This is a genomic window from Plantactinospora mayteni (genome assembly GCF_016862935.1).
Lineage (GTDB): Bacteria > Actinomycetota > Actinomycetes > Mycobacteriales > Micromonosporaceae > Plantactinospora > Plantactinospora mayteni.
The window spans coordinates 103,964-117,434 of the sequence record NZ_BONX01000044.1; the positions used below are offsets into that span (position 1 = coordinate 103,964).

The following is a 13,471-nucleotide window of genomic DNA, read 5'->3' on the forward strand; positions in this document are numbered from 1 at the left end:
TCGTGACGTTGCTCGATTGCCACCACGTGGACTCGGGCACACGCACGAGTTGCCCGGGCATGCCCGGGCACGAGAGGAAAGAGTACCTACCGTGAGTGGGCACGTCAAAACAGGACTCCGGGAGGTTGTCGACCAACCCCCGGCCGGGCCCAGATCTCCGCGTCGCTCCCGACAAGCACTGCCGGTTTCCCAGTGTACCGGCTGATCCAGCGATCGGCCCGTCGGCCCGGCAACCCGACAGCCGCCCGCGCAGGGTACCCGGCCGGAACGGCGTTCAGACCAGTTGCAGCAGTACCGCCACGGCCAGCGCGAGCACGGTCAGCGCGAGGCCCACCCCGGCACAGCTGAGCCCGGCGATCGCCAGACCCCGGCCGGTGAACCGGACCGGCGGCGCCGTGGGGCCCGGCACGGCTGCCCCGGCCGCCCGGCGCCGGCCCGGCCAGAGCGCCCCACCCGCGGGCGAGGTCTGCCGTCGACCCAGTTCCCCCAACAGCACGCCGGCCACCCCGAGCAGCCCGGCGAGCACCGCGAAGGCGCCCGCCACCCAGCCACCCCAGTCCTGCGGGCTGCTGCCGACCAGGCCCAGGCAGCCGGCGACGAGGGCGACCAGCACGGACCCGACCCCGGTCACCAGCGAGGCCACCGCCGGCCCGGACGTGACCGGAGCCACCTCCAGGTGCACCAGGCCGAACGGCGTACCCGGGACCGCGTCGACCCGGCTGGGCGCCCGCAGCGACTCCCGGGGCGGCGCCGGCACCGCCGCGAACTGGGCACCGTCGGCACCCGGCCCGCCGGCCAGCCCGGGCATCCCGGGGTACGCCGTCGGCGCACCGCCCGACGTCGCGGCCCGGACCGGCTCCGCCACCACGTACCCGACGACGCCGGCCGCCCCCGGCGCGCCCGCCGGGCCCGGACCGGAGGTCGGAGTCCCCGGGGCGGCCCCGGCCATCGGGGTGCTCACCCCCGGCGTCGACCCCGGCCCCGGGCCGGAGGTCGAGGTCGGCAGGCCCGGGTCGGAGGTCGGAGTCGCCGGGACAGGGCCGGAATCCTGGCCCGACCCCCAGGCGACGGTCGCCGGGGTCGGGGGCGTGGACGGGCTCGGTCCGGAGGTCGGGGTCACCGGGATCGGGGCGGTGGAGGCGGCTGACCAGCCCGTACCGGCGAGCCCCGGCCCGGCTTCGGATCCGGCCGGCGCAGGGCGCGACCATTCGCTGACCGGCCCGGCCGGCCGTCCCGGGGCGCTCGTCGGCAGGGCCGCGTCCTCCGCCGGGAGCGTGTACGAGGGCTCGTGGTAACGAGGCTCGTGCTCGGCGGGCTGCCCCGGCGTCTCGTCCGCCGCGCGCTCCACCCCGGGTGGCTGCGCCTCCTCCGTCACGGAACTCCCCCTGGAAACCACCGAGCCGCCAACCACGGCGGAACCGACCGGCCGAGGAGAATCCGTCGACCGGGCCCGACACGTCGCGCCAAGGTCAGGTTACCGCCGTGCGGCCAACCACCACCGGCCCGGTTACGTCCGGTGGCCCTGCCGCCGAACACCACCCGTCGACGCCGGGCCGGTCAGTCGACCCCGGGGGCGAAGTCCTGGCCGCCGGAGCCGTCGGCCAGATTCACCACCCCGATCACGGTCGCCGCCACCACCGCGGTCGCGGCGAGCACGACTCCGGCCCAGGCCAACCGCTCACCGCGACGCAGCCAGGCGGCACCGGTCAGGTAACCCCCCGAGGCGTACGCCTCGCGGCGGGCCTGCCGGGCCAGCAGCATCGCCAGCGTCGCCGGGACGATTCCCCCGACCAGTGGACCGGTCAGCAGTGCCACCAGACCGAGGGCGAAGACCGCCCGCGACTTGGTGGAGCGCACCGGATCCGGGTCGAACGGATGGCGCGTGGCCGGGCTCGCGGCCGGCATCGTCGTCACCATCTCAGCCTACCCAAGCCGGCGTACCCGGCCGGAAAACCGAGGCGCCCCGCCCGTCGACCGACGAGCGGGGCGCCTCGGATATCGCCTTAGCGGTACGACCCGAAGTCGAAGTCGTCCAGCGGCACCGCCTGGCCGCTGGCCGGCCCGAACCCGTAGTCGGTCTCCGGGTAGCCAGTCATCGAGTAGACCTTGGCCTTCGCCTCCTCGGTCGGCTCGACCCGGATGTTGCGGTACTTGCTGATGCCCGTACCGGCCGGGATGAGCTTACCGATGATGACGTTCTCCTTGAGACCGATCAGCGAGTCGCTCCGGGCGTGGATCGCCGCGTCGGTGAGTACCCGGGTGGTCTCCTGGAAGGACGCCGCCGAGAGCCACGAGTCGGTGGCCAGCGACGCCTTGGTGATACCCATCAGCACCGGCCGGCCCGCCGCGGGCTCGCCGCCCTCGGAGACGAGTCGGCGGTTCTCCGACTCGAAGAGCGCCCGGTCGACCAGCACACCCGGCAGGAACTCGGTCGCGCCGGAGTCGATCACCGTCACCCGCTTGAGCATCTGGCGGATGATGATCTCGATGTGCTTGTCGTGGATGAGCACACCCTGCGACCGGTAGACCTCCTGGACCTCCTGGGTCAGGTGGACCTGGACCGCCCGCGGGCCGAGGATCCGCAGCAACTCGTGCGGGTCGATGGTGCCCTTGGTGAGCTTCTGCCCGACGTCGACGTGATCACCGTCGTGCGCCTGGAGCGGCACCCGCTTGGAGATCTTGTCGTACACGATCTCGTCGCTGCCGTCGTCCGGCACCACGATGATCTTGCGCGACCGCTCGCCGTCCTCGATCCGGATCCGGCCCGGGGTGTCGGCGATCGGCGCCTTGCCCTTCGGGACCCGGGCCTCGAAGATCTCCTGGACCCGGGGCAGACCCTGGGTGATGTCCTCACCCGCGACACCACCGGTGTGGAAGGTACGCATCGTGAGCTGCGTACCCGGCTCACCGATCGACTGGGCGGCGATGATGCCGACCGCCTCGCCGACGTCCACGGTCTTGCCCGTCGGCAGCGAGCGGCCGTAGCAGGCCCCGCAGACGCCGAGCTTGGACTCGCAGGTGAGCACGCTGCGGACCCGTACGGTGTCCACCCCGGCCCCCACGATCCGGTCGACCAGGATCGTGTTGATGTCCGCACCCCGCTCGGCGACCAGGTTGCCGTCCGGCCCCTTGATGTCGTCGGCCAGGGTACGGGCGTGCACGCTGGTCTCCACGTGCTCGTGTGCCACCAGCCTGCCGTCGAGCTGGGTCGCGATCTGCATCGGGATGGCGCGGTCGGTGCCGCAGTCCTCCTCGCGGATGATCACGTCCTGCGAGACGTCCACCAGACGACGGGTCAGGTAACCCGAGTCGGCGGTACGCAGCGCCGTGTCGGCGAGACCCTTCCGGGCGCCGTGCGTGGAGATGAAGTACTCCAGCACGGAGAGACCCTCCCGGTAGCTGGCCTTGATCGGCCGCGGGATGATCTCGCCCTTCGGGTTGGCCACCAGACCACGGATCGCGGCGATCTGGCGGAGCTGGAGCAGGTTACCGCGGGCACCCGAGTTGATCATCTTCCACAGCGGGTTCTCCTGCGGCAGCGCGGTCTCCATCTCCTTGGCGACCTCGTTGGTCGCCTTGGTCCAGATCTCGATGAGCTCGCCGCGACGTTCCTCGGCGGTCATCAGACCCCGCTGGTACTGCTTGTCGATCCGCTCGGCTTCCTTCTCGTACCGCTCCAGGATCTCCCGCTTGCGCGGCGGCGCGATGACGTCCTCCATGCCGATCGTCACGCCGGACCAGGTGGCCCAGTGGAAACCGGCCTCCTTGAGCCCGTCGAGCGTCGCGGCCAGGGCCACCTTCGGGAACCGCTCGGCGAGATCGTTGACGATCGCGGAGAGCTGCCCCTTGCGGATCTCGTAGTTCACGAACCGGTAGCCGACCGGCAGGGTCTCGTTGAAGAGCACCCGCCCCAGCGTGGTCTCCACGGTCAGCGGCTCACCCGGAACCCAGCCCTCCGGCGCGGTCCAGCGCGACGCGGCCGGCCCGTTGTCGACCTCGACCACACCGCGCAGCCGGATCTTCACCGGGGTCTGTAGGTGCAGCTCACCGTTGTCGAAGGCCATCCGCGCCTCGGCGTCCGAGCTGAACACCCGGCCCTCGCCGACCTCACCCGGGGTGAGGTGGGTCAGGTGGTAGAGGCCGATGACCATGTCCTGGGTGGGCATGGTGACCGGCTTGCCGTCGGCCGGCTTGAGGATGTTGTTCGACGAGAGCATCAGGATCCGGGCCTCGGCCTGCGCCTCGGCCGACAGCGGCACGTGTACCGCCATCTGGTCGCCGTCGAAGTCCGCGTTGAACGCGGTGCAGACGAGCGGGTGGATCTGGATCGCCTTGCCCTCGACGAGCTGCGGCTCGAACGCCTGGATGCCCAGCCGGTGCAGGGTCGGCGCCCGGTTCAGCAGTACCGGGTGCTCGCCGATGACCTCTTCCAGCACGTCCCAGACGACCGGCCGCTGCCGCTCGACCATCCGCTTGGCGGACTTGATGTTCTGCGCGTGGTTGAGGTCGACCAGCCGCTTCATCACGAACGGCTTGAACAGCTCCAGCGCCATCTGCTTGGGCAGGCCGCACTGGTGCAGCTTGAGCTGCGGACCGACCACAATCACGGAACGACCGGAGTAGTCGACCCGCTTGCCCAGCAGGTTCTGCCGGAACCGGCCCTGCTTGCCCTTGAGCATGTCCGACAGCGACTTCAGCGGCCGGTTACCCGGGCCGGTGACCGGCCGACCCCGCCGTCCGTTGTCGAACAGCGCGTCGACGGCCTCCTGGAGCATCCGCTTCTCGTTGTTGACGATGATCTCGGGCGCGCCGAGGTCGATCAGTCGCTTGAGCCGGTTGTTCCGGTTGATCACGCGGCGGTAGAGGTCGTTCAGGTCCGAGGTCGCGAACCGGCCACCGTCGAGCTGCACCATCGGGCGCAGGTCCGGCGGGATCACGGGTACGCAGTCCAGCACCATGCCGAGCGGCGAGTTGCGGGTGTTCAGGAACGCCGCCACGACCTTGAGCCGCTTGAGCGCCCGGATCTTCCGCTGGCCCTTGCCGGTACGGATGATCTCGCGGAGGTTGTCCGCCTCGGCGTCCAGGTCCATGTTCTGGACCAGCGCCTTGATCGCCTCGGCGCCCATCCCACCGGTGAAGTACTCGCCGAACCGGTCCCGCAGCTCGCGGTAGAGCAGCTCGTCGGTGACCAGCTGCTTCGGCTCCAGCTTGCGGAAGGTGTCCAGCACCTCGTCGAGACGGTCGATCTCGCGCTGCGCCCGGTCGCGGATCTGGCGCATCTCGCGCTCTCCGCCCTCCTTGACCTTGCGCCGCACGTCCGCCTTGGCACCCTCGGCCTCCAGCTCGGCCAGGTCGGCCTCGAGCTTGGCGGCCCGCTTCTCGATCTCCGAGTCGCGGCTGTTCTCGGCCTGCCGCTTCTCGGCCAGGATCTCGTTCTCCACCGTGGCGAGGTCGCGGTGCCGCGCCTCCGCGTCGACGCTGGTCACCACGTACGACGCGAAGTAGATGATCTTTTCGAGGTCCTTCGGCGCCAGGTCCAGCAGGTAGCCCAGCCGGCTCGGCACACCCTTGAAATACCAGATGTGCGTGACCGACGCGGCCAGCTCGATGTGGCCCATCCGCTCACGCCGCACCTTGGAGCGGGTCACCTCGACGCCGCAGCGCTCGCAGATGATGCCCTTGAACCGGACCCGCTTGTACTTACCGCAGTAGCACTCCCAGTCCCGCTGCGGGCCGAAGATCTTCTCGCAGAAGAGCCCGTCCTTTTCCGGCTTCAGGGTGCGGTAGTTGATCGTTTCAGGCTTCTTGACCTCGCCGTGCGACCACTGACGGATGTCGTCGGCGGTGGCCAGGCCAATCCGCAACTCGTCGAAGAAGTTGACGTCGAGCACGTTATATGTCCCTCGTGTCGTGTCGTTTTACCACTAGCTCACCGTGCTGGAGGGTTGGGGCGGAGCAACCCGCGGAGGGATCAAGCCTGACCGCCCGGAGCGGTTTGCTCCGCCCCAACCCCACCACGCACCTCACACCTCTTCGACCGAGCTCGGCTCACGCCGGGACAGGTCGATGCCGAGTTCCTCCGCAGCCCGGAAGACCTCGTCGTCGGTCTCGCGCATCTCCAGGGCCACACCGTCGCTGGAGAGCACCTCTACGTTGAGGCACAGCGACTGGAGTTCCTTGAGCAGCACCTTGAAGGACTCCGGGATGCCCGGTTCGGGGATGTTCTCGCCCTTGACGATCGCCTCGTACACCTTGACCCGGCCGAGTACGTCGTCGGACTTGATCGTCAGCAGCTCCTGGAGCGCGTACGCGGCGCCGTACGCCTGCATCGCCCAGCACTCCATCTCGCCGAACCGCTGGCCACCGAACTGCGCCTTACCACCCAGCGGCTGCTGCGTGATCATCGAGTACGGGCCGGTCGACCGAGCGTGGATCTTGTCGTCGACCAGGTGGTTCAGCTTGAGGATGTAGATGTAGCCGACCGCGATCGGGTCGGGCAGCGGCTCGCCGGAACGTCCGTCGAAGAGCTGCGCCTTGCCGCTCGCGCCGATCAGCTGCTTGCCGTCCCGGTTGGGCAGGGTCGACGAGAGCAGACCGGAGATCTCCTCCTCCTTGGCGCCGTCGAAGACCGGCGTCGCCACGTTGGTGTCCGGCTCGGACTCGTGCGCGTCGATCGAACGCAGCGCCCGCTTCCAGTCGGCGTCCTCACCCTGGACCTGCCAGCCGGTCTTGGCGACCCACCCGAGGTGGGTCTCCAGCACCTGGCCGATGTTCATCCGGCTCGGCACACCGAGCGGGTTGAGCACGATGTCGACCGGGGTGCCGTCCTCCAGGAACGGCATGTCCTCGACCGGCAGGATCTTGGAGATGACGCCCTTGTTGCCGTGTCGGCCGGCGAGCTTGTCACCGTCCTGGATCTTCCGCTTCTGTGCCACGTAGACCCGGACCAGCTCGTTGACGCCCGGCGGCAGTTCGTCGCCGTCCTCCCGGCTGAACGTGCGTACGCCGATGACCGTGCCGGTCTCGCCGTGCGGCACCTTCAGCGAGGTGTCCCGGACCTCGCGCGCCTTCTCGCCGAAGATCGCGCGGAGTAGCCGCTCCTCCGGGGTCAGCTCGGTCTCGCCCTTGGGCGTGACCTTGCCGACCAGGATGTCGCCGGTGACGACCTCGGCGCCGATCCGGATGATGCCGCGCTCGTCGAGGTCGGCGAGCATCTCCTCGCTGACGTTCGGGATGTCGCGGGTGATCTCCTCCGGACCGAGCTTGGTGTCCCGGGCGTCGACCTCGTGCTCCTCGATGTGGATCGAGGTGAGGGCGTCCTGCTGGACGAGGCGCTGCGACAGGATGATCGCGTCCTCGTAGTTGTGGCCCTCCCACGGCATGAACGCGACCAGCAGGTTGCGGCCGAGCGCCATCTCGCCGTCGTCGGTGCACGGACCGTCCGCGATGACCTGGCCCGCCTCCACCCGGTCGCCCTCGAAGACGATCGGCTTCTGGTTGACGCAGGAGCCCGCGTTGGAGCGGCGGAACTTGTGCAGCAGGTAGGTACGCCGGTGGCCGTCGTCCTGGTGCACCGTCACGTAGTCGGCGCACAGGTCCTCGACCACGCCGCCGACCTCGGCGACGACCACGTCACCGGCGTCGACCGCGGCCCGGTATTCCATCCCGGTACCGACCAGCGGCGACTCGGCCTTGACCAGTGGCACCGCCTGGCGCTGCATGTTCGCGCCCATCAGTGCCCGGTTGGCGTCGTCGTGCTCGAGGAACGGGATCATGGCGGTGGCGACCGACACCATCTGGCGCGGCGACACGTCCATGTAGTCGACCGCGGTGGGAGCGACGTAGTCGACCTCACCGCCCTTCCGGCGGACCAGGACCCGATCCTCGGCGAAGGTGCCGTCCGCGCGCAGCGCGGTGTTGGCCTGCGCCTTGACGAACCGGTCCTCCTCGTCGGCGGTCAGGTAGTCGATCTGGTCGGTGACCCGGCCCTCGACCACCTTCCGGTACGGCGTCTCGATGAAGCCGAACGGGTTGACCCGACCGAAGGTCGACAGGGCGCCGATCAGGCCGATGTTCGGGCCTTCCGGCGTCTCGATCGGGCACATCCGGCCGTAGTGCGACGGGTGCACGTCCCGGACCTCGAAGCCGGCCCGCTCCCGGGACAGACCACCCGGGCCGAGCGCGCTCAGCCGGCGCCGGTGGGTCAGCCCCGCCAGCGGGTTGGTCTGGTCCATGAACTGGGACAGCTGCGACGTACCGAAGAACTCCTTGATCGCCGCCACCACCGGGCGGATGTTGATCAGGGTCTGCGGGGTGATCGCCTCGACGTCCTGGGTGGTCATCCGCTCCCGGACGACCCGCTCCATCCGGGAGAGACCGACCCGAACCTGGTTCTGGATCAGTTCGCCCACGGTACGGAGCCGGCGATTGCCGAAGTGGTCGATGTCGTCGGCCTCGTAGCCCTCCTCACCGGCGTGCAGCCGGCAGAGGTATTCCACGGTGGCGACGATGTCGTCCTCGGTCAGCGTGCCGGTGTTCATCGGCACGCCGACTTCGAGCTTCTTGTTGAACTTGTATCGACCGACCTTGGCTACGTCATACCGCTTCGGGTTGAAGAAGAGGTTGTCGAGCAGGGTCTGGGCGTTCTCCCGCGTCGGGGGCTCGCCCGGCCGGAGCTTGCGGTAGATGTCGAGCAGCGCCTCGTCCACCCCGGCGATGTGGTCCTTCTCCAGGGTGGTCATCATCAGCTCGGACCAGCCGAACCGCTCGCGGATCTGCTCGTTGGTCCAGCCGACAGCCTTGAGCAGGACGGTGACGGCCTGCCGGCGCTTACGGTCGATGCGGACACCCACGGTGTCGCGCTTGTCGATGTCGAACTCCAGCCAGGCACCCCGGCTCGGGATGACCTTGACGCTGGAGAGATCGCGGTCGGAGGTCTTGTCCGGCTGCTTGTCGAAGTAGACGCCCGGGGACCGGACGAGCTGGCTGACCACCACGCGCTCGGTGCCGTTGATGATGAAGGTGCCCTTCGGCGTCATCATCGGGAAGTCACCCATGAACACCGTCTGGCTCTTGATCTCGCCGGTGGTGTTGTTGGTGAACTCCGCGGTCACGAACAGCGGGGCGCAGTAGGTCAGGTCCTTCTCCTTGCACTCCTCGATCGAGGCCTTGACCTCGTCGAAGCGGGGCGCGGAGAAGGAGAGCGACATAGTGCCAGAAAAGTCCTCAATGGGACTGATCTCGTCGAGGATCTCGGCGAGACCCGATCGAGCGTGCGGGTCGTCGGCCGACCGGCCCTGCCAAGCCTCGTTGCCGACCAGCCAGTCAAACGACTCGTTCTGGATGGCGAGGAGGTTGGGGACCTCGAGGTGTTCGGTAATCCTGCCGAAGGAAATTCGGCGGGGCGCGAAAGCGCTCGACGTACGACTGGTCTTCGCAGGGCGGGAAGCTGCCAAGATGCGTCCTTCCGAGGACCGGTGCTGCAGAACGGCTGTTACGCGTGCACTCCAATGGCCCCACTCCAAACGCCCATAACTGGACATTCCGAGCAGGGGTCAAGTCGGAAGGCAGCGCAAACTAGCAGTGTAGCCGAGCGGCTAACCGCTGTCCAGCCCACCACGGCAGGGCGTTGCAGAACGTGTCGCCAGCCGTCGACTGGCGCGCGCTGAGCGCGCTCACACGTCCCGCACGCATCCCGCTAGGCCTCGTAGTGACCAGCGGCTCGTGGTGCTGCCGTGGCCCTTACCCAGGTGTCGGCCGTCGCAAGCGCGGAAGGTCTTGCTGATGTCAGCGTGCCTGCCGGTTCGTGCCGCGTCAAGGGCTGATGCCCGGGTCGGGCGACGTCTTTACCCGGGTCGCCATCCGAGCCTGGCCGGCCGGACGGGCCGCCGGCAGCCGTCCGAGCCGCCAAAGCCCTGATCATCGACGGTCGCAGCCTGTCAGCGGACGGAGACGGGCGGCGATCCGACGCCGGACCGCCGCCCGTCGGCGACATTGCTGTGCGTCAGCTCACTCGGCCGACGCGAGCCGCCTCCGGTGGCCCGTACCCCTGCGGCCTCCCGCTCGGCGGAACGGAGAGCTGGTCGGTACGGACGCCCGGCGGCGACGTGCTGCGGAAACTACTTGAGGGTGACCTTCGCGCCCTCGGCCTCCAGCTTGGTCTTGGCCTTCTCCGCGGTCTCCTTGTTGGCCTTCTCGACGACCGCCTTCGGCGCGCTCTCGACGAGGTCCTTGGCCTCCTTCAGGCCCAGGCCGGTCAGCTCACGCACGACCTTGATGACCTGGATCTTCTTGCCGCCGTCGGCCTCCAGGATGACGTCGAACTCGTCCTGCTCCGGCTCGGCCTCGGCGGCCGGGGCCGCCGGGCCACCGCCGGCGATGGCCACCGGCGCGGCGGCGGTCACGTCGAAGGTGGTCTCGAACTGCTTCACGAACTCCGAGAGCTCGATCAGCGTCATCTCCTTGAACGCGTCGAGCAGCTCGTCGGTGCTGAGCTTCGCCATGGTGTCTGGCGTCCTTTCTGAGTCTCTTACACGAATATCGGGGTACCGGGAGAGCTGGCCGTTCAGGCGGCCTGCTCCTCCTTCTCACGCTTGTCCTGTAGGGCAGCCGCCAGGCGGGCGGTCTGCGCCAGCGGCGCCTGGAACAGGGCAGCGGCCTTGCTCAGGCTGCCCTTCATCGCGCCGGCCATCTTGGCCAGCAGCACCTCGCGGGACTCGAGGTCGGCGAGCTTGTTGACCTCGTCCGCGGTGATCGCCCGGCCCTCGAAGACGCCACCCTTGATGACGAGCTTCGGGTTGGCCTTCGCGAACTCCCGCAGACCCTTCGCCGCCTCGACCACGTCACCGGAGACGAAGGTCAGCGCGGTGGGACCGCTGAACAGCTCGTCGAGACCGGCAATGCCAGCGTCCGTCGCGGCACGCTTGGCCAGCGTGTTCTTCGCCACCTCGTAGGTCGTGTCCCGACCCAGCGAGCGGCGCAGCTGGGTCAGCTGGGCGACCGTCAGACCGCGGTACTCGGTGAGCACGGTGGCTCCCGAGTTGCGGAAGTATTCGGTGAGCTCGGCGACGGCGGTGGCCTTGTCGGCCCGAACCGGCTTGTCCGCCATGTCCCTCCTCTCTCGTTGCTCCAGGCTGGCCACGGCCCGATCGGCCGTCGGCGCGATCGGAGCCCGGGCGGGATCGGAGGTTCCGCCGCAACGAGAGAAGCCCCGGCGCAGGGCGCACGGGGCGGATAGGTCATGCGGACACAACCTGACACGCTACCGTCTCCCCTGCGCGGGCTGCCCGTCGAGCGGGACCTTCGACCGTGCCGGGGCACGGTGACCAGCGGTCTCTGGGTTAGAACGTCGGCCAAGTTACCTTGACCGACTCACCAGAGTACGGGACGGATGCCCTGGCGGCCAAATCGCCTGAGGTGCCCCCGCTCACGTCCAAGCGTCCCGGGGGCACCCCCGGCTCGTCGCCGCGCACCCGCCACCGTCCCCGGGTCACCTCCGGCGGCGGCGCAGCCAGGCGTAACCGGCCAGCGCCACCGCGCTCCAGAGCAGGGCGTGCCCGGTCAACAGCGCCACCGACCAGCCGTCCGGCCCGGCGGTGCTGGCCCGAGCGGTGGCGAGTACCGGTGGTGCGATCCAGGGCAGCACCGAGTCCTTCAGCCCGAGGACGTACACGCCGACGACTCCGCCGACCAGGGCGGCCAGCCCGTACAGCGGGCTGCTGGTGGCCGCCCGGCTGGCCAGCGCGCCCAGGGCGACGGCGGCCGGCAGGACCAGCAGGTGTGCCCAGAGCCCGACCGTCAGGCCCAGCGCGAGCGGCAGGTCACCCGGCCGTTCGGGCCCGGTCACTCCGCCCACCAGCCAGGGCAGCAGCAGCGCGACCGGGACCAGGGCCAGCCCGGCCAGCCCGGCGGCGATGACCCCGCCGGCGAGTTCCGCCCGGCGACCGGCGGCGACCACGGCCAGCCGGCGCTGGGTGTCCGGCTCGGTGTCCAGCAGCAGCTTGGTCTGCCAGGCAAGTACCGGGAAGAGCACCACGGCGGAGACCCCGTACGCCTCGGTGGCCTGCGCGGCGCCGCCCCCGTACAGCACGGTGAGCGCGACCAGCCCGGCGATCAGCGGTGGCAGCGCCCGGGCGGTCCGGACGAAGCCCACCAGCCGCATCCGGGCCAGCGCGGTCACGACTCCTCCCCGGTCGCCACGACGGGCTTCGCCGGCTGCTCCCCGCCCCCGTCGACCCCGGCAGCCGGAACACCCGGGCCACCCGGAACAGCGGGGACACCCGGGCCACCCGGAACAGCGGGAACAGCCGGAACAGCCGGACCAGCGGGGACAGCCGGAACAGCGGGGACAGCCGGAACAGCGGGGACAACCGAGCCACCCGGAACAGCCGGAACAGCGGGGACGGCCGGAACCGCCTGGGCGCCGGGGGCGGCCCGGGTACCCGAGGCGGTTGGGGTGCGGGGCGGAGCCGGCAGCTCGGCCGGGGTGTCACCGTGCCCGGCGGGCGGCGGCTCGGCGAGGCGTACTCCGAGCACCTGGTGGCCGGCGCGGCGCAGCGCGGCGACCGTCTCCAGGGCCTGGACGGTCGGCACCGCGATCTCCACCACGGAGGTCCCTGCCCCGGAGACCCGCCGGTCGGCGGCGACCGGAGGCACGGCGGGGACGGTCCCGACCGGCGTCCTGGATCCGGCGACCCGGCGGTCGGCGGTGGCCGGCGACGACACGGTCACGGTCCCGTCGGCCACGTTCCACCGTGCGGCGTGCGGCAGCCGGACCGTCTCGCCGCGATGGTCGCTGACCAGTACGGCGCCGCCGCCGTCCAGTACCTCTCCGATCAGCTCGGGGACCAGTTCGCGGGTGGGCGCGTCCAGCCCCTCCCACGGTTCGTCGAGGACGAGCAGACCGGGCGGACGGAGCAGGGCCTGGGCCAGCCCGACCTTCTGGGCCGTGCCCTTGGAGAGCGCCGGCAGCCGGACGTCGCGGTACGCCGCCAGCCCGAGGCGCTCGATCCAGCCGGCCACGGTACGGGCCGCCGCCGCGCCGGAGAGCCCCCGGATCCGGCCCATCCCGGTGAGGTACTGCCCGACGGTGTACGGCTGGTCCGCCGGAAACCGCTCCGGCACCCAGCCGACCGTCGCAGGCCGGTCCCGTACCACTCCCCGGGTCGGGTCCAGTACCCCGACGGCCACCTGGAGCAACGTCGACTTGCCCACGCCGTTGCGGCCGAGCACCACGGCGCTCTGCCCGGGGCTGATCTCCACCTCGACCGCGCGCAGCACCCACGGGGCGCGGACGCCGTACCGCAGCCAGACCTGATCCAGTCGCACGGATAGGAGGGTGCCACAGGGCCGCCCGGAACGCGGAGGCGCCGCGCGTCGGCGGATGGCGACGGCAGCGGCGCAAAGCCCGCCGGTACTCCGGAAACGCCGACGCGGGGCGCCCGCGAAAATTCGCAGGGCGCCCCGCGTCGGA

At 70.3% G+C, this 13,471-nt stretch carries 8 protein-coding genes; all 8 read right to left on the reverse strand.

The features are described from left to right. Nucleotides 1-274: 274 nt before the first annotated feature. The 8 genes from Pma05_RS42930 to Pma05_RS29150 all read right to left on the reverse strand — a co-directional run bounded on the left by Pma05_RS42930 (nt 275) and on the right by Pma05_RS29150 (nt 13,326). Nucleotides 275-1,375 (reverse strand): hypothetical protein, encoded by a 1,101-nt coding sequence (locus tag Pma05_RS42930; RefSeq protein ID WP_239313308.1) that lies wholly within the window; start codon nt 1,373-1,375, stop codon nt 275-277. 182 nt (nt 1,376-1,557) lie between these two features. Beyond that, entirely contained in the window at nt 1,558-1,917 is a 360-nt protein-coding gene (locus Pma05_RS29120) for a hypothetical protein (protein WP_372441573.1), read from the reverse strand. 86 nt (nt 1,918-2,003) lie between these two features. Continuing rightward, complete coding sequence (locus Pma05_RS29125; protein WP_203860675.1) at nt 2,004-5,891, reverse strand: DNA-directed RNA polymerase subunit beta'; 3,888 nt, start codon at nt 5,889-5,891, stop codon at nt 2,004-2,006. 132 nt (nt 5,892-6,023) lie between these two features. Then, nucleotides 6,024-9,455: a DNA-directed RNA polymerase subunit beta gene (rpoB, locus tag Pma05_RS29130; RefSeq protein WP_203860676.1), complete on the reverse strand. Its 3,432-nt coding sequence runs from the start codon at nt 9,453-9,455 to the stop codon at nt 6,024-6,026. A 663-nt stretch (nt 9,456-10,118) separates the two neighbouring features. Then, the gene (gene rplL / locus Pma05_RS29135; RefSeq protein WP_203860677.1) at nt 10,119-10,502 is read right to left on the reverse strand and encodes a 50S ribosomal protein L7/L12; all 384 of its coding nucleotides are present in this window, start codon (nt 10,500-10,502) and stop codon (nt 10,119-10,121) included. Between the two features lie 62 nt (nt 10,503-10,564). Beyond that, entirely contained in the window at nt 10,565-11,107 is a 543-nt protein-coding gene (gene rplJ / locus Pma05_RS29140) for a 50S ribosomal protein L10 (protein ID WP_203860678.1), read from the reverse strand. 381 nt (nt 11,108-11,488) lie between these two features. Next, nucleotides 11,489-12,178, reverse strand: coding sequence for a hypothetical protein (locus Pma05_RS29145; protein ID WP_203860679.1), 690 nt, complete (start codon nt 12,176-12,178; stop codon nt 11,489-11,491). Next, a complete protein-coding gene (locus Pma05_RS29150) occupies nt 12,175-13,326 on the reverse strand; it encodes an ATP-binding cassette domain-containing protein (RefSeq protein WP_203860680.1) in 1,152 nt (383 codons plus the stop codon). The genes Pma05_RS29145 and Pma05_RS29150 overlap by 4 nt, the downstream gene beginning before the upstream one ends. Nucleotides 13,327-13,471 lie beyond the last annotated feature (145 nt).

Bases quoted from the DNA above. Each gene is read 5' to 3' on its own strand.
- rplL (WP_203860677.1), bottom strand. From the start codon at position 10,502: ATGGCGAAGCTCAGCACCGACGAGCTGCTCGACGCGTTCAAGGAGATG.
- rplJ (WP_203860678.1), bottom strand. From the start codon at position 11,107: ATGGCGGACAAGCCGGTTCGGGCCGACAAGGCCACCGCCGTCGCCGAG.
- Pma05_RS29120 (WP_372441573.1), bottom strand. From the start codon at position 1,917: ATGGTGACGACGATGCCGGCCGCGAGCCCGGCCACGCGCCATCCGTTC.